This is a genomic window from Paenibacillus sp. fava2 (assembly GCF_058313675.1).
The window spans coordinates 920,001-941,822 of the sequence record NZ_CM177755.1 but is presented as its reverse complement, the minus strand read 5'-3'; the positions used below and the strand labels follow the sequence as shown (position 1 = coordinate 941,822).

The 21,822-nt window shown below is 50.7% G+C and carries 7 protein-coding genes and 7 tRNA genes; 1 reads left to right on the top strand and 13 read right to left on the bottom strand.

Translation table 11 applies throughout. From position 1 onward, the window contains the following. Window positions 1-3: 3 nt before the first annotated feature. From AC4G46_RS04190 to AC4G46_RS04170, 5 genes are all read right to left on the bottom strand, one after another. A complete protein-coding gene (locus tag AC4G46_RS04190; RefSeq protein WP_491126815.1) occupies window positions 4-7,650 on the bottom strand; it encodes an S-layer homology domain-containing protein in 7,647 nt (2,548 codons plus the stop codon). A gap of 116 nt (window positions 7,651-7,766) precedes the next feature. Next, window positions 7,767-13,055: a hypothetical protein gene (locus AC4G46_RS04185; RefSeq protein ID WP_491126814.1), complete on the bottom strand. Its 5,289-nt coding sequence runs from the start codon at window positions 13,053-13,055 to the stop codon at window positions 7,767-7,769. A gap of 103 nt (window positions 13,056-13,158) precedes the next feature. Beyond that, window positions 13,159-13,833, bottom strand: a complete 675-nt coding sequence (locus tag AC4G46_RS04180) for a S1 family peptidase (protein ID WP_491126813.1) — start codon at window positions 13,831-13,833, stop codon at window positions 13,159-13,161. A 176-nt stretch (window positions 13,834-14,009) separates the two neighbouring features. Continuing rightward, complete coding sequence (locus tag AC4G46_RS04175; protein ID WP_491126812.1) at window positions 14,010-15,131, bottom strand: response regulator; 1,122 nt, start codon at window positions 15,129-15,131, stop codon at window positions 14,010-14,012. A gap of 14 nt (window positions 15,132-15,145) precedes the next feature. Then, window positions 15,146-18,244 (bottom strand): hybrid sensor histidine kinase/response regulator, encoded by a 3,099-nt coding sequence (locus AC4G46_RS04170; RefSeq protein ID WP_491126811.1) that lies wholly within the window; start codon window positions 18,242-18,244, stop codon window positions 15,146-15,148. Between the two features lie 253 nt (window positions 18,245-18,497). Between AC4G46_RS04170 and katA the strand changes: the two genes are divergently transcribed. Further along, window positions 18,498-19,967: a catalase KatA gene (gene katA / locus AC4G46_RS04165; RefSeq protein ID WP_491126810.1), complete on the top strand. Its 1,470-nt coding sequence runs from the start codon at window positions 18,498-18,500 to the stop codon at window positions 19,965-19,967. 81 nt (window positions 19,968-20,048) lie between these two features. Here katA and AC4G46_RS04160 read toward each other — a convergent pair whose 3' ends face one another. The 8 genes from AC4G46_RS04160 to AC4G46_RS04125 all read right to left on the bottom strand — a co-directional run bounded on the left by AC4G46_RS04160 (window position 20,049) and on the right by AC4G46_RS04125 (window position 21,819). Further along, window positions 20,049-20,999 (bottom strand): helix-turn-helix transcriptional regulator, encoded by a 951-nt coding sequence (locus tag AC4G46_RS04160; protein ID WP_491126809.1) that lies wholly within the window; start codon window positions 20,997-20,999, stop codon window positions 20,049-20,051. Between the two features lie 196 nt (window positions 21,000-21,195). Continuing rightward, window positions 21,196-21,266 (bottom strand) — tRNA-Gly (locus AC4G46_RS04155). Between the two features lie 11 nt (window positions 21,267-21,277). Further along, a tRNA-Pro gene (locus AC4G46_RS04150) sits at window positions 21,278-21,351 on the bottom strand. Window positions 21,352-21,383: 32 nt separating this feature from the next. Next, window positions 21,384-21,460: transfer RNA gene (locus AC4G46_RS04145), tRNA-Arg, on the bottom strand. A gap of 10 nt (window positions 21,461-21,470) precedes the next feature. Continuing rightward, window positions 21,471-21,545 (bottom strand) — tRNA-Gly (locus tag AC4G46_RS04140). A gap of 7 nt (window positions 21,546-21,552) precedes the next feature. Continuing rightward, window positions 21,553-21,636, bottom strand: a tRNA-Leu gene (locus tag AC4G46_RS04135). 15 nt (window positions 21,637-21,651) lie between these two features. Next, a tRNA-Lys gene (locus tag AC4G46_RS04130) sits at window positions 21,652-21,727 on the bottom strand. 17 nt (window positions 21,728-21,744) lie between these two features. Beyond that, a tRNA-Gln gene (locus AC4G46_RS04125) sits at window positions 21,745-21,819 on the bottom strand. Window positions 21,820-21,822: the final 3 nt, after the last annotated feature.

Below are 21,822 nucleotides of genomic sequence, written 5' to 3'. Positions count from 1 at the left end.
TCCTTACGGATTGCCCACAGGCACAAGATTACTCAGCCTGATCGCAATAGCAGCGGCCTGGGCACGGGTAAGTACGCCATCAGGGAGAAGGAAGCCGTCCTGTCCTGAGATCAGATTCTGCTTGACGCATAGGACAACTGCGTCTCTTGCCCAAGCCGGAATAGATTCCCCGTCCTTGAACTTCGCCAGAATAGCATCAGCCTCAGCCTTTGTAATCTGCTCGTCCAGCCCCAGCAGCTTCGCCGCCCGGCCGGCAATTACCATGGCCGACAGCCGGGAAATCTCTGCATTAGGCTGGAACGTTCCATCCGCAAAACCTGTAACCAGCCCGTTCTTAACGGCAATGGATAAAGCGCGGCTATACCAGCTATCCGCCTTCACGTCAGCGAATGCAACCTGCTCCTGCTGATTCATCAGCCCAAGCACCCGAAGTAATACTGCAGGATACTCTGCGCGGGTAATTCTGCTGTTTGGCTCGAAACGCTCTTCAGAGCGGCCCTGCATGAACAGCTTAGCCGCAGCATCCTGGATTGTCGTCTTAGCCCAATGGGTATCGCTCACATCCGTAAACGCCGGCTTTTTGCTGATAAATCCAATGCTTCCATTCCCGGTCAAAGTCAGATCGACATACACCTTGTTGCTGACGATATCCAGGGACCAAGGCACCGTAGTCCAGCTGCCAGTGCTGTCACGAAGCACTACTGCAGTAATGTCTCTTGCTGCAATCGTCTCGGGCAAAGCTACCTTTGCCGCAATCGAACGGTTCTTATAAATGCTGGCCTCTTGTATATCAAAGGTGACACCCTCACCGTCGCCCAGCAGCTTGGAGTTCAGCGCCTTGGCGATTTGTGCCAGCTCCGCCTTCCGGCTGCTGCTGTTTTTGTCGATGAGAATCTTCAGATCATCACCGGTTGTTGCCGCCGCACCGGATGGGAAGCTCAGCTCCGCAAAAGGCAGAACCATACGGAGCAATTGCCCGTGTCCAGCTGCCTGCGCCAGCAGCTTGCGGTCAATCGCGAATTCATATCCGCTGACCGCTGTATCCTTGCCCTCAATCAACAGCGTCTTGGATGAGCCGTCGCTATCGCCTGAGATTCTGGCAAACAGACGGTTATCCTGTTTCTCCGCCTCAACTGCAGAGCCTCCTACGAGAACGCCGGAATCACTGCCGGTTTCGGCACCGCCGATGGCCGCACCTCCTCCGCCTGCGCTGCCACCGCCGCCTGTACCGCTGCCGCTATCAGACCACAGCACCGCTGGCATTAAAGTTGATACAGCAAGGGCCTGCTTACTGCCGTTCGGGAGCTTGGCAACAGCAATACGGTCACCGCCGACAGCCGGAATAACACCATCTTCAGGAAGGACCTTCCAGCTGCTTACATCATCTTTGTAGCGTGGAGCAGCCGAAGAAGCATCTGCCGCAGGATACACCTTATAGACCAGCTTGGAGGCGTTCATGTCTCCCGCCGCCAACACATTGACTTTCGTGGAGGATGCATTCCCGGAAACAGCCGAGGTATAGGCCTTAATCTCGATCATTACATTTATTGCTGTCATTCCTTGAAGCGATATGCTGTCCGACAGCTTATAGTCTGCGGATACAATCGCTGAGCCTTCGGCAAGTCCCTTCACCTTGCCGTCCTCGGATACCTCGGCAGCCTCTCCCGCATACAAGGAGTAGGTCAGCTTCGCCAGATCACCGTCAGCGACAGGAACTTCCTTGTACTGTGCCTTGCCGGCAGCATCCTTGCCGTCAGGTACTCTCAGGAAGGCTTCCAGCTGCCGCTCGTCTTTAACACCAAGATTTGTCACTTTCCGTAAAACCAGGCCGACCGGCACCTGATATCCGCCATTGGTCAGGACGACCGAGGCGCTGTTGCTGTTACCGGCGCGATCCACAGCCTCAAAGGCCAAATCCAGTGTGGGCTGGCTGCCAGTGATGGTCACTTCACCGTCAAAGCGTCCGTTTTGGCCTACCGTCACCAGCTGCCCGTTAACCTTCAGCACAGCATCATTGCTGGTCTGTCCGGATACCCTGATCTTTCCGCCGGCTGTGCGTGTTCCCGGAAGCGGAGTATCAATGTACAGAACCGGATCAATGGTGTCTACTGTCAAATACAGCATCGTAATCGTGAAATCGCCGGTCGTCTTGTTTCTCGTCCGGAGTTCCACCGCATAAGTGCCATCAGTAATAAAGGTCGAAAAGTCCAGCGTTCCGGCACTGCCGGCCGAATGGTCTGCAAGTGCTACTGTGCCAAGCGACTTACCGTCATAGATCGCCTCTACCTCCACATTCTGCTGGTTGGAAGCTACCTGAATAGTCTGCTTCTTAGCGCTGCTTAGCACCTCTGCATAAGCGGAGGTTGCCGTTCCCAGCCGGGTTGAACCAGAGCCCTGAATAGTCAGGGCAGGCTTGGCCGTAACCGGGAGCAGCGTGTTTGTCGTATCCACCCGCTTCGCGTAATGCAGATTTTCATTCTTGTCTGCATCCTTGTCCGGCTTCACTGCCGCAGATACGCCAACGACATATTTCTCTCCGACCTTCAGCCCTTTGTACTTAAGCGAATCATCGGCAATCGTCTTGCCCTCCAGGCTGGAATGATCCACCTGGCTGGACTTCGAGGTCGGCGTCCAGCCTCCAAGCCGGATACCCTCGAATTTGCCGCTCTGCTCATTCCAGTACGGCTGTAATTCCTTCTCAGTGAACAGAAGCGAGCTGAAATTTTCGTACTCCGCAAGCTGCCCTTCCTGCTGCTGAAGTACTTCTATGCTGTAACTATGCTCGTAACCGGTCTGCCCCGGCTTCTTCGCCGCTGGCTTGAAGGACAACTCAAAATATCCGTTGCCCGCAGGCTTGACTGCTACGTCAGTAACCTCAGCAGGAGCAAGCGGGTCTACCAGCTTGAACTTGTCCACACTCGTCTTCGTGCCGAAGGTGGTAGACGAATGCAGTTCCGCCCGCAGATAATAATCTCCCTGGGCCATCAGGCCTCTGATATCTTCCGTTGCTCCAAGCAGTGAAACCTGAGTAGCGTCGATCCGTGTGCTGCCCGAAGTGACGCTGCCGGAGACCCCGCCGCCTTGATCTACCTTCAGGTCCTTGGCAATCAGCACACCCGCATCTCCTGGCGCTGTAATCGCTCCGTCTGCAGAAACAGGAGGCAGCACTGCATCCTTCGTGAGATACAGGTTGATCGTATCATCCGGTTTGGCACCCGATACCTTCCAGGAGGCGGTGAAGGCGTTCGTGTCTCCGCTGCTCTGATCCAGCCTGACCTCATCCAGCCTGGACACCTCAGGGATGTTGAACAACCGCGTATCTACTGTCTGATCCGCATACAGCTTCCAGGTTCCGCTGCCGGCCCGGCTGGCAGGAATGGCAATGTAGGCTTTGCGGACCGTTTCGTTCTGCCCGGCAATTTCCTGTGTAAATGCATTTGCATTCGGATCATTTATTTTGAGCTCATCGTACACGATCTTGTAATCGCGGCTGTTATTATCCTTTAGTACAAGCTGCGGTACTGTTTTACCGTAATACTGAACTTCCACAATAGCGTTGCCGCTTACCGCCGACATCGGAATTTCATGAAGCTTGCCATCATCAGACACCTTGATGCCGCCGATGCCCACATCAAGGGATCCATTGTCGAGCAGGCTCACGCCATCGGCGACACTGTGATACTCAACTTCATGCTGCATATCTTCCTTCGTTACCCATGACGTAGCCACTGCTTCTGCCCCCTGGCCGAAGACAACCAGCTTAGGACCGGTTTCCGGGTCCTGAACCTGCAAGTAGAGCAGTCCGTCCGGAAGCTTCTCGCCAGAGGTACCGAATTCAATATCGCCGTCAAAATAATAAGTTACGCCCAGACTAATGAACAGGATAGCGAAGCTGCCCCACATTTTGTCATTGTTGACACCCAGAGACACACCGGCCAGCGGCATTCCGCCAACCAACGGCACATCGGATGGAATCTGCAGCTTCGCGCCTACGAAGCCTTCAAAATCGATCCGGTTCTTGATCAGATTCTCCCCCACGAACAGTGAGGCTTTGCCGATAATGACATCCCAGCCCAGAACGTCTACCGTTGCGGAGGCGCTGACGAACCATGGTGTCATCCATTGGGCAGCAATCTTGGCTTCAGTCAGCATGGCCAGCTTCTCTGATTCCGGGGAAGCGCTATAGTCCATTTTGCCGACCAGCTTGATTCCCGACTTCTTGAGCGTCATGTCGATGCTGCCATAGAACGTAGCCGGCTGCACGCCAAAGGTGATATCAGCACCTGCCTCAAGCGTCAGCGGCACATCGCCTTCTCCGGCAATGGTATCCGCCAGCTCACGGATAGCCCCGCGTATGCCGGTGAGATAGGTAGCGCCTGTAATCAGCACGCCGGGATCGCCCAGCTCCGCCTCAAAGCCAATAGTGTCAGGCAGAATCCGTTTGTCCGCCACCTGCTTGAAGGCAAGCTCAACACCAACACCAACACCACTAACGGTCGCATTGAACTTCAGACCGTACGTATTGGACACATCCTCGACTTCCTGTACATAATGGACAATCGTAATTTCTCCGGATGGCATATCACCATCTTCCTCATCGCCCTCTTCCGATTTGGAGATTAGTCCGATATCCTCGTTCAGATCAAATTTCAGACTCGTATCAATGCCCACAAAACCTCTATCGTTAAAAATAACATTCTTGATCTCCGAATCCAGAAGCTTCAGATTAATATCGCCGCTAAATGAAAGGCCTCCAGGGCGCAGGATATAATCATTGAACTTCATGGCGAAGCCGTTGACTGAGAAGCTCGGAGCCGCGAACAGGCTCTGCCGGTTGAAGTACACATCCGGAATCATCAGCTGCCGCAGCGGATTCAGCCGCTCACCGAGTGTACCGGCCGCCCAGGTCAGAGCACCGTTAAGCGAATCGTCTTCCGCTCCTCCGCCCTCATCTTCTTTCTTCTGGGCGTCTTCCTCCTCTGCTTCCCCTTCATCCTCTCCGCTATCCTCCTCCTCTTCGGACGGGGTCAGCGACTTGCTGAAGCCGTTGAAGAAATCAAGCGTCCATTCTCCTTTGAAGAAGACGAACCCGCTGCCCGCGACGCTCAGCGTACCATCGCCTTTAACACTCAATGTATCGAATAATGGCGTATCATCGGTATCAATGGCCTTTTTAATACTCAGCACATCAAGCTTGCCTTTCGCAAATACCATATCCTTGCCTTCATAAGCTACAGCATTGTTAATAATTGCCGGTTCGCTCTTCGTATCTACCACGTACTCGGCATCATCACCGCTGCCGATCTGGTTAATCATCCCGCGAATTTCCAGCAGCACCTCATCGCCAGGCGCCTCCTCGTCCTCAGCGCTGCCTGTACCGCTATCTTCTTCAGCCAGGCTCTCCTTGAATGTCTCCAGCTCCTCCTCACTCTCGAAGGCTTCCAAATGGTAAGCAGGAGCCTCTTCTGCCTGTGCCAGATACTCTCCTCCGAATTCAGGGTCCGTCACTTTAGCACTCAGGACCATGGCATTCATGGCTGTAGCAAAGATCGTCTTCATTCCGGCATATTCAGCCTGGCTAGGGAAAGTGTAGCCGGGATACGCTTCTTCGTAAGCTTCCTCCAGCTCACTCTTGTTACTGTTGTCATAAGGAGTCGTCATATCAAATGTTCTCTTGACGACTGCCAGAATGCTCGCCTTTTTAATCCGCGCCTCCTCATTGTCACTGACCACAAACCGCTGAGAAGTAGTCAGATCATAAAGGCCGCCAGTATCTGCAGAGTCTTTATAGTCAATCTCGACTTCATATTCGCCCAGGGGCATATCCGGTCCAAGGTCCTTCTGTTCCTTGCCTTCATCATCCATCAGGATGTTGCCGTCTTTATCCACCAAATCGCCGGTCCGGTAGGTGATCCGCATATCTCCTGCCAGCCCGTCATTCGCGGGCTGGACAATAACCGAGTCCTTCACCGGAACCTTGTATCGGTTGCCGGTGGCAACCTCTTTGAAATAAAGATCGAAGTTCGGGTCCGTTGTCTCGTTGCCGGTATTGTACGCCTCAATGTTGGATAAGTTGAGGGTAATATACTTCACATCGGAGGTATACGCCTCTTCCGGTGACATCGCATACACATAGGTTGGTGTAGCTGTGCCGACAGGCGGCAGCAACACAAAATTAGCCTTGCTCGACTTATACTGCGCCTTGACCGTTTCATCCTCGATGCTCTCTACCTTGGCTTCCGTCTCCGGACTGCTGACACTCAGCAGATATTCCGGCGTTGTCGGCCAGGCCTTGCCAGTGGCAATGACCTTGAAAGAGGCCGTAACCGTCTCTCCGGGCTTGAACTTCGGCTGAATGCCTTGCTCCGCCTCCGCCGGTGTTGCTTCCTTGCGGAAAATGGCGCTCTGGGAATTGCCGGTTCTGGTCATGATCTTCCCGCTCGCATCGCGCTTAATCTTGCCATTTGTATCCACATCAACGAATTTAAGTGCATTATCGAGCTGCAGACTGACATTAATGCTGGATTGCTCCATATTGAAAGCTTCCAGATTCTCCACTTCGGCTGTAATATCAAAGACGCCTTCGTCCTCGTAGCCGCTGTTGTCCTCCAGCGTCGCGAGCTGGTTTACCGGATCGATATAGCGGATAGAGAACGCCTTGTCCGGCTGCACAATTTCCCCTATCCCGTATACCGTTTCATAGCTGTGCACAGCTCCTGCCGGGATAGCATCAGGGTTCCAGTACAAGGCAACCGCTGAATCTGCCGTGCCGTAATCGTTCGTGTCCATAGTGAAATCCAAATTGGGATTGACTTCATAGTCCCACTTGGTATTAGCCATTTTGCTCCAGTGGCCCACTACCATTTCATCCACAATATTCATATCGTTCTCAGAGAAATTATTAAATCCATAAGCCACCGCATGAGTTGCTAGAGGGTCGGTACTGTCATATTTGTCTTTCATGACCCAATAAGCCGGCAGCGTATAGAGTGACTTCTCATCCTCACCAATACCGGGAGGAAGCTTATCCTCATCTACCAGTCTCCGCTCTACCTGCAGAGGAGTTTTGTAGACCTTACCCACTTGAAAGGCTGGCCCGTCATTGCTGCCCACCATCGTGTCCAGCAAAATGCGTGAGCCGACCTCTACTGTGGAGTCCGTGTGATTGACGACCAGATAGCTTACATTCACATTACCGGCGTTCATGATGTCGGAAGTGTTCATATACAGCTTGATGATTTGTTTGATCTGGATGTCCTTAATCGTCCATACCGTTTCGATCTGCTTGGTTCCGTCCGTGTTCTGTACAATCTGGGGAGTACTGATCTCGGAAAAGAAATCTGCAGCGAACTTGTACGGATTGCCAAAGATATAATCCGTTCCGTCTATCCGGAAGGTCGTAAAGGATGTCTCCGGGTCATCTCCCTTGAACATCAAATTAATATTCTGATCCTTCTTGCGGACCGGCTGGCCATCGACTGTGCGGATGGCGAAACGCCCTGTATCATTATTGACCGTTATCTTGACGAGGCCATTGCTCAGAACCGTTGTATCTGCCTTGCCGATCTCATTCGCTAACGCCGAGACAGGTGAACCAAAGGCGAGGAGTACTACCAGTAGAACTGTGATCGCCTGCTTTATTCCTCTCATCAATCTTGACTCCTTCATTCTTGGAATTTAGGAAGAAAGCCGGCAAACCGGTTAGACGTTGATCCGCCTCCCCGTCCGCCCGGCTTTCTCCTTCTTTATCGCCGCTTATGAATTGCTTATGATTCCATACCGCCGATAAAGAAGGTAACGATCTCCCGTTCTCTCTCCTGCGTTCTGACGATAATGGTATACCAGCCTGTCTTCGGGAAGACGACCTGGTATTGATTCGCCGTGAGCTCTTTAAACGGAATCTCCTCGGCGATATACTTCATCTGCCCCTCCCGATAGAGTCCGGAATGATAGAGAAGCGTGTAAGTCGCCTGCTCATTGACAAGCTCTTTCCCGTCCACACTCATCTTGTCATAGCCGAGCACACTGAAGGTGATCCGGTTAGTATCGAACAACACCGTTTCCGCCAGGCTGGAGGACAGTACTTGTCCGTTCCCCGTAATCAGCAGCCCACTGTCCTTCATAACGACAACCTGTTGAGTGATGCTTGCCTTATTGCCCACCTGATCCGTTACGGTATAAGTCACGGTCTGCTTACCGGACCGGGTCAGATCCAGCTTGCTGACTGTGACCTTCAGGTTTTCTTCGTCTGATACGTTATCCCTGGCGGTGTAGCCGCCAAGATCCCGCAGCGGATCAAAATCCTTCTGGCCCTGGATCACAGCGGTCACTGCGCGCTTCAGTGTGATCTCAGGTGCTGTATTGTCCAGCCCATCCACCTGAATCGAGGAGACAACGGTGCGGCCCAGCAGATCACTGAGCACCGTTCTGGTATTGCCGTTGGCGTGGTAAATCGCTGAATAGGAATAGCTGCCGTCTGCACCGCTGATCTTGTTGGCATAGCCTTTACCTTGAATTACCGGCACAGCTCCTACGAACATCTGGTTAGGCTTATCGATCTGGCCGCTCAGCGTCACTTTCACCGCACCTTTGGCATAGGTCTTGCCGTCAATGACAACCAGCTTGTTTGAAGCCAGCGGTTGCCCGTTATCGTCGACATATTCCTGTGTAATTAAGGGCTGTTCTATAGCAGGAGCAATGTGGGTGATGTTGTCCTCCAGCGCTGCGGTATTCCCTTGCGGATCCTGCACGATGATACGGAACGAATTGTTCTGCAGTAGAACCGTTGGATTCTTGCCCTGCACCACCTGGAAGGCTTCACTTGCCGGAGAGCTTTTCTGTGCCGTCAGCACAACGCCCGCAGCCAGCACCACATTTCCCTGATCATCCAACAGCGTCTTGAAGAACTTGGAGCTATTTAGTCCGTAGGCGTAGGTCTTAACCAGCGAAACCTCCGGAGGAGTTCTGTCAATGTTGGACACAGCTGCCGTAACAGAGCCTGTGTTCCCTGCTTCATCCTCAATCTCGAAAGTAAACGAACCATTATCTTTGAAAATGTAGCCGTCTCTTCCGCCATTGTTCACAATGCGTACCGGCTCGGAAGCGATAAGCTTGGCGGTAACATTCCCCCTGGTCGGACCAGTGATGTTGTACTCAACGACTCCCTCCGGCGGGGTTGAGTCAATATTACTCACTACAGCCAGTAGCTCAACAGTGCGTTCCGGATCTGTCAGGTCTACCAGATCAAAGGTGTAGAGGCCATTCTGTGAAATTGTGAAAAGATTACCCTTCACCCGCTCCGCAAGCGCCGGATTATCTGCCGCAGGCGTGACCTTTATGCCTGTAGACACGGAGAGGCTAAGCGAGATACCGCCACTCTTCGTGGGCTTAAACGTACTGTAAGAGGCCAGCGCATACAGCGGATCAGCCGCTGCATCATAATGGCCCGTATCAATGGCTACCGGAGTGCTCTCCACTCCCGAGGGAGAACGAAATTTAGCCTTCAGCTGCAGTTCCCCTGGAGCGGCCTGCGTCACGTTAACCTGTACAAAGTTCGTGTAAGGTCTCCACACACTCCATGTAGAGCCGTTGTCGCTGGAGATGGAATATTCAAATCCGTCCTTCGAAACACTCTTCAGCTCCAGCTGCACAGTAGCCTTGCTTACTCCCCCTGAAGCGCTCTGAAAGGCAATCAGGTCGGATTGCAGAACCTCTACTGGCGAGGTATCGGCCCGGAACAAGTTGAAGGTTCCAGTATGGATAACCTCTCCATTACCAAGTCCGTCCCGGGCGTATACGTACAGGATATAGCCTGCCGATGTGCCTGGAGCCAGCAGATCGCTGTCAATGGCGGCTTTGCCATCATCCGGAAGCGGCAGCCAGCCGGAGGAGGATTCAGCCGGCGGGGCAGCATTGTCTGGTATCCACTGGTACTGGACTACAGTGCCGGACGGGGTATATTGATCATCTGCCGTCACAAGCACCTTATAGGCAGAGCGGGGATAGCTTACACCATTCAAGCTGAACGTCACTGCCGGTGCAGCATTGTCAAACCGATACAGCGAACTGTATTCATAGAACCGGCTTGTCCCCTCTTCCTTGACCTTTACATGCAGGTACTGCTCTCCATTCAGGCTGTACACTGCTGTAACAACGCTGCTGTAGACGGATTCAGTAACCGTTTCCTCCTTATCGGCAGCCTCCAAGTCAGCTGACTGATAGAGGTTATCCGCCGGACGGACGGCAGAAGAGCTGAACGCGTACAACAACTCCTGCACCTTCGTTCCTCTGACGCTAACCTCAATATCGCGGCTCTGGATGTAGGCTTCCGGAGCTTCAGGAGCGAAGGCGATACTGACCTGACTCGTAGAGTCGACCACGGCCGGCTCACTCATCTGATATTGTGCCGTATTGCCGGCCCGGTCGGAGGTTCTCAGGTAAAGAATATACTCACCATCTTCAATTACATTGTTCAGTGTCGTTACCATCCGGTCAGCGGGCACAACCTGCCAATCCAGCTCGCTAGGCGAAACCCCAGTCTTGACCCACTGAAATTGCAGCGAATCCGGATCAATGCCACTGTGCTCATCCGACGCTTTCACCATGGCTTTAACTTCAGCCGTGTGGTTGATGCCGGAGATCGAAGCTCCAAGAACGGGTGCCATGTTATCTAGCAATATGGCGGTCTTACCATAAATCCAATTGGAATCGTCACGCTTGAAGTCTGCCTCTGTCCACAGTGACAGATCACTATAATCACCTACTGCTTCGAGGGCTTTGCCACTCGCATAGATTTCGGCATCCGCATCGGATGCATCCTTATGGTTAGCCTTATATTCATTGATCCAACCTGCGTAAGTACTGGCGTGGCTGGTCTTGTACGTCTTCATTTTCTCGTATTGCATCAGCTCACGGGCTGTATCCCAGGTCATATCGGCCGTCCAGGTATGCAAATACCAGGTGCCGCTGCCTTCCACTGTTCTTGCTTGGGCGGGAGGGGACAATAGATTGGTGCTGTTATTGGCTACCATCAGATTGAAATCCCCAAGTTCACCGGCATACAAGCCTTCCCGGGGCTGTTGCCCGGTCAGCGAATAACGCTTGACCGCCGCGAACGCGTCGGCCTCTTTCCCGGCCAGCGGATCAACCGGACTCTGGCTCCAGTAATAATAGACCAGGCCCAGGCCCGAGGAATCCGCTGAACCGCCGGTCATGTTCAGCGGCCGGTAGATGCCGCGGCTTGGCCGGGTTTGTCCAGCCTCGTCCGGATCGAGCGCCGGAGCAACTACTCCGGGATCACGGGCATCAACGGTAATTCTGCCTGATTTGCCCCATACACTATCCGTAGCTCCAGTGACGTCGTAGACATAGCTGAAATCCGGGTCCGTGTTGTCGATGGACAGCTTCGCCCAGTCAATCTTGGTGTTGGGTACCTGCTTGGATGGGTCTGTAGGTGCAGGGTTCGCCGACTTACTGGTATTTACCGGGTCCAGGAGCAGATTTCCGGCGTAATCCTGAATCACACCTTTGTCCGCAAAGGCAGGCGTGTCGCCAGCCCTGGATGAATGGGTCAAGGCTATAACTTTAAGCAGCGCCACATCCAGATCGTCCTCCGCCACGGTCGCCCGGAAGGTCCACAGGGATGAATTTTCCCCCTCCACATAATAGGCCTTCATACCATTGTTGAAGTACAGGAACAAACCATCAGCCGAGAGCCCCTTTCTCGCGATAGTCTCCTCCGTCAATTGCACCTTAAAATCCAGGGTATCACCTTTGTTCAGTGTACTTCCCGTGACAATGTCCGGCTGAATACCGTTGGCAACAAAACTATATTTGGGCGGTACTGCATCAACGATTAGCCGGAAGCCATCGTTCGCATTTCCTGGATCGCTTGTCGCATCGAACGGATTAATGGCCTTGCCGCGAAGGAAGGAATCCCCCTCGGAGACAGATGCCCGCTGCCCGAAATTACTGACAATCAGCGGATTTCCCGCAGCATCATGAAAGTCGGCATCGATAATCTTTTGCTTCAGTGATTTGTCGTTCAAGTTGATCCCTGACGGAAGCGTGGACAGCTCACCGCCGTTCATGATGGGCAAATTGCCTGTATGCTGGTAATTGACCGCCTCATAGGTATAGCTCAACTTGTCCGTATATTTAGCCCAGTTCGTTAAGGCAGGCAGCGTCAGGCCCTGGTTCTCCCCTGCTGCAGGCAACCCTGTTCCTGCCGGATTAGTGAACAGATTGTGGCGGTTCAGATCGGAGGCCTCTCCTGAATAAGCCTTAAGCGGCTCACTGAACGGGTAGGTCAAATCCATCTTGTCCCCCCATTTCAGGAGCAGCTCGTTCTCTTCAATACTGGTATTTTCGCGCTGCGTACCGTTGGTATCAAAGATGTAGTCCTTGACGGTCGGAGCGGTAATGTCTCGGAAAAACAAGTGGACACCTACCATGGTCGCTGACCCGTCGACCACAATGTTGATATTAATCACATCATTGACATCGAGCTTCTGCCAGCCAGAGTCAAAATTATCTTTACGGCTGGGATTGGAATTGCCATGCTGCTCCAGGTATTTGGAAAACCCCGATACACTGGTCGATATCTTGGCACTCACAAAGTCGTCATCAGATTCATACAGATTGCGCACGAAGAACCGGAACTCACCCTGCCCGCTCAGCGCCAATTGCTTCAGATTTTCGATTTGGGAAACAGAAATCGTTCCGTCGAAGTCATCATCGACTTTATCTGTGCCATAGAGATCGTCCGGATCATCCATCGTAAAAGATACACCTTTAAGAGGGGACTGCTTCGATCTCTGGAACCACATAAAAGCGTCGTACTCACTGGCGTCTGCCCCCTCATCATACTCACTGTCATTAGGCACGAAAGGATTAGACGCTATCGTGCTCTGATTATAGATTGTCGTTCCGTAAATGTTCACGTCCTCATAGCTTCCCGCTGCTTCTGCCCGCTCTGCGCCTGACCATGGCACCCCAACTGTCAGCATTGCTGCAGCCAGTGTGGCGGACAAATATTTCCTCGCCCATTTTCTCATGCATGCACCTCTTGTAAGAATTTTGAATACCACTCTTTTCTATGTAAAAACGTCACCGGAGTACATGCCGCAAGTGTGCACCATCCGGGACGCTGCGCCGCCTCTACTTTCCTGCCCGGCTGATTATCTGCTTCAGCGTCACTGCATCCACAGCCAGATGAATGCCGCTCATCGTGCGAAGAGACCCTGAGAGCAGTCCCGCCGCATAACCGTCCTGATCGACCAGCGGCCCTCCGGACATGCCGTTGACCAGCGTTGCCGACATCAGAATACGGTTCCTTCCGTTAATAGGAACGCCAGGCGCATTCACTATCCCTTCAGTTATCATCTTCGTCCCTTTCAGTGGATATCCGATGGCAAATACGCGCTCTCCCTGATTAACCAGTCCTGTTCGCAAAGGTAAATAAGGATAAGGATTGTTTTTGCCCGCGGCAGGCAGCTCCAGCACCGCCGTGTCCGCCGCTTCATCCGCAACTAGAATCCGGCAATCAGCTTCAGAACCGTCATTCCGCACACAGCCAAGGCGCGCCGCCCCTTCCACCACATGATAGGCAGTTACGGCTGTACCGTCTGGCTGAATCAGGAAGCCGCTGCCCACATCCTTCAAAGTGCCTTCCTCTCGATACGCGCGTACGTAGAATATCGCCTCCTCCGCATAGGCATAAACACTCTCCGCATCGTACTGAACCGGCGTCTCTGCCCTAGAGATCGCCGCGCGGTCCTGCATCAGCAGCACGGCACAAACCGCAAGAATAACCACTCCGACCTTTAGCCGCATTGGGCTGCCATCCTTTCCACACATGATTTTAGTCACACTCCTACGCTTAATTATAGAAACACATTCTCTCAAATTTCTCTCAAAGACACGGTATCCATGTCGAAAGTAGTCCAATATTGGAGAAAAACAAAGAACCGTCAGCCATTATCTGGCTGACGGTTCTTTGTTCGTGCTTGTCATTCCCTATTATATGAATCTGCAAGTTCCTTCATTTCCCGAGGTGGCGCAATTCCAAACTCTTTACAGTACTGGTACTCAAAATCGGCATAATGTCTGGTCATTCTCTCCCGCCTGCCGCTTGAAGCGTATACCCGCATCAACAAGAGATTAATATCTTCATCAAATGGATAAAGTGCCAGATATGCACTTAAACGCTGTTCCGCAATTTCCCAATCCTTGCGGGCTAGGCATAGCCTTCCTAAATTTTGAACCATAGAAAAAAAGCGTTTACTGTACTCTTCTTCTAGGCGGTGTTTCCACAAGTAATCCTTTCTGTCAAACAGATGGCCTTGATACATTGCGCACAAGCTCGTAAGGCGCGGTAAATCTTCCTGGGCATCGGTCAGAGCAGGGGTATAACCTTGAAACTCCAATAGGTCGTAAGTGGTCAGGAAAATCTCCAGTTGATAGCCCTGTCCCGTTTTTCCCACATCTACACCCAAATCATGCTCTTTCAAAAGCTTCTTCAGCCGGTAAACCGTATTATGCAAATTATGTACGGCACGCTCCTCGTCCATGTCCGGCCATAAGGCTTCTAGCAATTGCCACTTATCCGCCTCCTGATTGGGATAGCACAGCAGGTATGCAAAGAGTTCCTCTGTTTTACGGGTAGGCCACCGTACTAACATTCCCTTGGAATTACGGACCTCAAAACTGCCGAAACAGCGGATGGAGACTGTATTCTTTAGGTAATCAGCAGCCTGTACAGCGGAACGGTCAATTGCCTTCAGAAGACGATCCGTAATCCGCTGAACACTGGCAGGAGTTATTGGCTTGAGAATGTAGTCAAAAGCAAAAACATTGAAGGCTTCCAGAGCATACTCCTTATGGGCCGTGGTAAATACAATACGCGTCTGCTCACAACATTCATTTATTCTGTGCGCCAACTCCAAGCCGGAAAGTCTGGGCATCTCAACATCCAAAAACGCAATATCCGGCTTAAGGTCCGGAATAGCCTCCAGCGCCTCGAAGGGATTGCTGAACGCACCTACAACCTGACAATAGGGGTTCCTCCCTACCACAACTTTCATTAATTCAAGGATCGGCTTTTCATCCTCGACAACGACTACTCTGAACAAATATCCCTACCCCTTTAGCTTTCATCTTGTTCCATAGGCAGGTACATTGTAACCGTGGTACCCCGGCCCAGCTTTGAACTCACAGTTAAAGTAGCTCCCGATATCGCTTCCAGTCTGCGCCGGATATTGAAGATTCCGATACCACCTTGTCCCTCCTGAGGCTTACCCCCACTGGATATGAGGTACAGTAAATCATCTGAAATACCCGCACCATCATCTTCTACGGTAATCAGCAGGTAGTTCTCTCCTTCAGAAACGGAGAGCGTTACATTTCCTAGACCGTCTTTATCAAAAAGACCGTGACGAATGGCATTTTCTACGAATGGCTGGATACTTAGTGAGGGAATAAGCAGGCTCTTTAACCGTTCGTCTACATAACTTATATACTCAAAACGACCCTCGAAACGGGCTTTCTCAATTTCTACGTATGCATCTATCAGTTCCAACTCCCTGCCCAAAGGAACAAATATCTCCTTATGGTCCATATCCAGAATATAACGTAAATACTGGCTAAGGCTGGACAGCAGGTAAGCAGCTTTCTCCCCGTCTGTATAGCAGAAGGAAATAACACTGCTCAGGGCATTATACAGGAAATGAGGTTTGATCTGAGCCTGATAAAACGCCAGTTCATTTTGAATGGCCTGATGAATAGATGTCTTCATAAGCAGCAATGTCTGAATTCGGGCAATCAGGGTCTCCCCGTCAAATGGCTTCGTCAGATAATCGTTTGCCCCGGCTGCAAAACCCAGTGCAATATCCTGCGACCGATCCTTGGCAGTAGCAAATAATATGGGCAAATCAAGAATAGTATACTTCTCACGCAGCTTGCGGCATAACTCAATGCCTGACATTTCCGGCATCATTACATCGAGAATAACAAGGTCAATGCGTGGATATCGGCTGATTTTAGCTAATGCCTCTCTTCCTGACAATGCTGTAAGCACATTATAAGGATGTTTCCGTAAAATGGTAAGCAACGTGTGAAGATTTGAGGCTTCATCATCTACAATCAGAATCGTATAGTCATATTGCTCTTCTATTTCCAGAGAAGCAGGGCTCCGAGGAGAGCGCAGCTTTGAGTTTACATCTCCGCTTTTTAAGACTGACTCAGGCCCATTCACGAATGGCAATGTAAAAGCTATACATGTCCCCTGTCCAACTTCTGTCCATACAATACGGATTTGTCCAGCCATCCCCTCTACGAGCTTGCGGCAGATGAACAACCCAAGGCCCATGCCGGAATAACGTCCTTCGAGTGCAATCGAACCAAAGGGATCACTCCCGGAGAGCAGGTTCGATTTTCTGTCCTGAGATATACCCTCACCTGTATCAAGCACAAATAGTTCCACCAGGTTATCTCTGACTGTGCCATCCACAGAGATTTTCCCTTTTTCAGTATACTTGATCGCGTTATGCACTAGATTATACAAAATTTGTCTGAACCGATTCTCGTCTGCATGGACCCACAAGTATGGCGGTACACGGTTCTCAAGCGCTACATCCTTATCTGCCAACTCAAATTGCAACACATCCAGTACAATTTGTACTGCAGCCCGCGCATTAACTACCGTTAAGTACATTTGCAAATCTCCATGCTTAAGCCTTGTCACGTCAATTAAGTCCTGCATCAGCATGCTCAACTTCGTTGCCGTATCTTTCACCAGCCACAAATTCTCCATCTGCACGGCAGACATAGTCCCCTCATCATCCTCCAAAAGCGAGGACGTAATATTCATAATACCATGCAGTGGGGTCCTAAATTCATGAGAAGTATGCATGAGAAACTCATCTTTTACCTGATTGGCCACCATCAGTTCATGCGTTAAAGCTTTGGTTTTCTTAAAAGCTCTTGAAAAGCGGACTGCCATCAGCGTATTCATCAACATAACAAAACTCAACCCAGACAATTTGCTTAGAAGATCAGAGGCAAGCATATTTTCCGAAGACAAGTAATCGCCGATTAGATAGATCATCATCGACATTATCGCCGAAAAAAACAGCAGTAGCTCTTTCCTTTCATTGGTCTCCTTACCAGCCGTGAAATAAAGAATAGCCAGCCTTAGCATGACATAAAAGTCGATGAAAAACATATATAACAGAAACTCCGGTTTGATCTCGGTATATACCCGGTAGGGCAACACGATTATGGCCGCAGTATAAACTGCTAATGGTATAAGAAGCAGAATCTTAACCCGCCGGGACATGAGTCTGGCATTAAGAGAAGAGAAGAATAGAATGCCCAGTATAGGAAGCATAAAAATACTGAAATCAAGAAGCTTGTAGGAAACATAAAATGGTATATCCGGAAGCAGACGTTGGAAAAGCTTCTCGTCCTGCAGCATCTGGCCTACCGAAAAAAACAGCAGAAACATTCCACAGTACAAGTTGCTTCTGTCCAGACGTTCCGGAAAATACATTAACAATTGATGAGCTCCAAACATAATAAATATCAGAATGCAGGCCAGATCTGCTCCGATGGCAAGACTGCCTAACTTGAATACCTCTTTCTGTGCGCCAAACTGAATGGGACGGATGATCCCTCCATTGATAAACTCGTAGTTAGCTATCTGTATAACAATATCAATGCTCCCTGTACTGGAATGAAAAAAAACAGTATAGGGAGTATTTCCAGGACGGCTCAGTTCTCTTGAAATGGCAGGATGACCACTCTCCCCCATCAGATTTCCGTTGATAAACAATTTATGCGACATCCGGATATTGTTTACTTTAAGTCCGTAGACCGTATCTTCCTCCGGAACGAGGAGTTTGAGATGAAGGGTACCATAACCTTTACGATGCACATTGTCCTTTTTACCCTTCCCTTCCCATGCACCCGGTACGGTTTGATAACTATCCTGCTGCATCGTATCTTCATTCAACTCTGCTTGTGTCAGCAACTTATCTTCATAAAAGGCCCATTCTCCGTTCAAGTTCACTAATCCTTGACTTGGAAGACCTATTTCCCGCAAGTCCAGTATGCCCTGCTTCGCAGTGGGTTCCGTTGTACTTTCCATCGAGTCCATATATACAAAAAGCAGAGCGACAACAAGCAGCACCCCCGCTTTGATCAATAACTTACCCCAACTATTCATAAGTAACCCCTCATTCTCCATCGTGACGAATAAATATATCATACGACAATAGTCTCACAAGAAACTCACAAACGAAAATAAAAGATCGGGCGTCTTTACAACTCCGCAGATCTAAACAATTCTTTATAGACTAGCTCTATCGCCCCTTCATTCTATTTTCCGCATATTGTTAATTATAATAATTATAAAAAAGGATTGATTTCTTTAAATTTTTTGTTAATATAGAACTTATACTAATTCTAAATTCAAATCCTATACCGAGGTGATTGTATTCATGAGTCAGAGCAACAATAAACTAACTACAAGCTGGGGCGCCCCCGTCGGAGACAACCAGAATTCAATGACAGCAGGCTCACGCGGACCTACTTTGCTGCAGGACGTTCATCTGCTGGAGAAGCTGGCCCATTTTAACAGAGAGCGTGTTCCTGAACGGGTTGTTCATGCCAAGGGAGCGGGTGCTCATGGATATTTTGAGGTTACACAGGATTTGTCCCAATATACCAAGGCAGCTTTTTTATCTGAAGTAGGCAAGCGTACGCCCATGTTCATCCGCTTCTCGACTGTAGCCGGTGAGCTCGGCTCTGCAGACACCGTCCGTGATCCGCGCGGGTTTGCCGTTAAATTTTATACAGAGGAAGGCAATTATGATCTTGTCGGCAACAATACGCCGGTCTTCTTCATCCGTGATGCCATTAAGTTTCCGGACTTCATCCATACGCAGAAGCGCCATCCGCAGACTCACCTGAAAAATCCGAACGCGGTGTGGGATTTCTGGTCTCTATCTCCTGAATCACTGCATCAGGTTACTATCCTGATGTCTGACCGCGGCATTCCGGCAACGCTCCGTCATATGCACGGGTTCGGAAGCCATACGTTTAAGTGGGTTAATGCTGAAGGTAAGGCTGTGTGGGTGAAATATCATTTTAAAACAGAGCAGGGCGTCAAAAATCTGGATGTCAAACTGGCGGCACAGCTGGCGGGTGAGAATCCGGATTACCATACAGAGGATCTGTTCAATGCGATTGACAAAGGGGATTTCCCGGCATGGAGACTGTGTGTGCAGATTATGCCGGAGGAGGATGCAGATACGTACCGGTTCGATCCTTTTGACGTAACCAAGGTCTGGTCACAGAAGGATTACCCGCTGATCGAGGTTGGCCGGATGGTGCTGGACCGAAACCCGGAGAACTATTTTGCGGAAGTTGAGCAGGCTACCTTCTCTCCGGGTTCGTTCGTGCCCGGCATTGAAGCCTCCCCCGACAAAATGCTGCAGGGCCGCCTGTTCGCTTACGCCGATGCCCACCGCTACCGGGTAGGGGCTAACCATAATCAGCTGCCGATTAACCGTCCTGTAGCCGAGGTGAACAACAACCAGCGCGACGGTGCGATGAACTCGACCCGTAACGGCGGCGGTTCCGTCTACTATGAGCCCAACAGCTTTGGCGGAGCCAAGGAATCTCCGCAGGATAAGCCCGCCCCGTTCCAGGTTTCCGGCCACGCTGACAGTGTCGCTTACGATCATAATGATCACTACACTCAAGCCGGTGATCTCTACCGTCTGCTGAGTGAAGAGGAACGTGCCCGCCTGGTGGAGAACATTGTTGGCGCCATGACACCGGTAGAATTCGAGGAGATCAAAATCCGTCAAATCGGACACTTCTTCAAGGCCGATCCTGAATTCGGGCAGCGTATTGCGGCCGGACTCGGATTGCCTGCTCCAACGGATGCGGCCCAGGCTGAGTAATATTCTTTTTCTCAAATATGTAAGTTAGCTTATAAAGCACAACTCCCTGATTCTATCTGTTTCGGGCAGTTGTGCTTTTTTCTACTGATACATCTTGATCCATCGCTCCAGCTTCTGCTTCATCTCCAGTCGGGCCGACGCCGGCTCCAGAATCTCCGCCTCCGGACCATACTGCAGAATCCATTTCATGAATTCCTTGGCGTTATTGACGGTCACCTCAAACAGCAGACTACCGTCCTTCTGATCGCTCATCCGCGGATGCACGAACAATTCCTCCTCTCTGATATAACGTGCCACATCAGGGGAGAAGCGTACCTTAAACCTGATATTTTTGCTGCCCCGGTCGATGGACCATGTATTCTTGAGATAATGCTTGATATTAAAGCCGCTTTTGTCAAAAGTGGAACCCGTAGCCTCAACCTGCTGAAACCGGCTGATACGGAAGGTACGGATATCCTGCTTGAGATGACAGTACCCGATCAGATAAAAGCGCTGATCCCGCGGAATCAGATAATAAGGATCGATTTCACGTTCAGTTGTGGTATTACGCGCCTGTGAGTGATAGACCGTCCGGATGCTCTGCTGCTCCAGGATAGCCCCTATAATCGGCTGGAGAAAATTACGGCTTTCTTTACGGTACGCGGGCGTCCCCATCTGGATAATATCCGCAATATTTTCAAGCACTCCGTTTAGTTTGGATTTCTCCTTGAGATGTGTTCCCATCACCTTGTCATAGGCGGTATGAAAGCCCGGAGGGATTTTATCTTCATGCAGCACCGAAGGCAGGAGTGAAAAAGCCAAGGCTTCCTGTTCAGAGAAATCAAGCGGGTATTGGAAAAACGTCCCCAGAAACCTGTAGCCTGTGCCCCTGCCTTCATTCGCAACCGGTGCAAAATGGCTGATGACATCCAGATCCCTGTAGATCGTCCTGATGTTCACATCGCATCTAAACGCTAAATCTGCTGCTGTAATGCCGGGGTTAGATTGAATGGCGTTAATGATTTTGAAAATCCTTATTACTTTGTCTGTCATTGCTGTGCTCCTTGATTGCCTGTAATAGTGAGGATAATTCTGTAAGTATACTATAACAGGCTTAGGCTCTTGTCAGCTGTCATTTAACACACTTCTGGACGGCCAAAAAACACCCCTGCAGGTCACAGGCGTGTTGTTAATGAGCTATAAAAAAGCAAGAGCTGCGGCTTATCCACGGCTCTTGCTCTATTTCGTAAGCGGGTGATGGGAATCGAACCCACGCTATTAGCTTGGAAGGCTAAAGTTCTACCATTGAACTACACCCGCAAAATATAAAATCGGGATGACACGATTTGAACATGCGACCCCCTGGTCCCAAACCAGGTGCTCTACCAAGCTGAGCTACATCCCGTAATACAGTGGTTCATCTTGCTAAAAAATAAATGGCGCGCCCTAAGAGATTCGAACTCCTGACCTTTTGATTCGTAGTCAAACGCTCTATCCAGCTGAGCTAAGGGCGCACAATCTATATGGAGCGGACGACGGGAATCGAACCCGCGACCCTCGCCTTGGCAAGGCGATGCTCTACCGCTGAGCCACGTCCGCATAAACATGGTGCGCGTGAAGGGACTTGAACCCCCACGTCGTGAAACGCCAGATCCTAAGTCTGGTGCGTCTGCCATTCCGCCACACGCGCACACCTTGAAAGGAATGGTGAGCCATGAAGGACTCGAACCTTCGACACCCTGATTAAAAGTCAGGTGCTCTACCAACTGAGCTAATGGCTCTCAAACATTAAAGTAAATGGCTGGGGATATAGGATTTGAACCTATGCATGACGGAGTCAAAGTCCGTTGCCTTACCGCTTGGCTAATCCCCAACA

Coding starts and splice junctions, on each gene's coding strand:
- AC4G46_RS04190 (WP_491126815.1), bottom strand. CDS start 7,650: ATGAGAGGAATAAAGCAGGCGATCACAGTTCTACTGGTAGTACTCCTC.
- AC4G46_RS04185 (WP_491126814.1), bottom strand. CDS start 13,055: ATGAGAAAATGGGCGAGGAAATATTTGTCCGCCACACTGGCTGCAGCA.
- AC4G46_RS04180 (WP_491126813.1), bottom strand. CDS start 13,833: ATGCGGCTAAAGGTCGGAGTGGTTATTCTTGCGGTTTGTGCCGTGCTG.
- AC4G46_RS04170 (WP_491126811.1), bottom strand. CDS start 18,244: ATGGAGAATGAGGGGTTACTTATGAATAGTTGGGGTAAGTTATTGATC.
- katA (WP_491126810.1), top strand. CDS start 18,498: ATGAGTCAGAGCAACAATAAACTAACTACAAGCTGGGGCGCCCCCGTC.
- AC4G46_RS04160 (WP_491126809.1), bottom strand. CDS start 20,999: ATGACAGACAAAGTAATAAGGATTTTCAAAATCATTAACGCCATTCAA.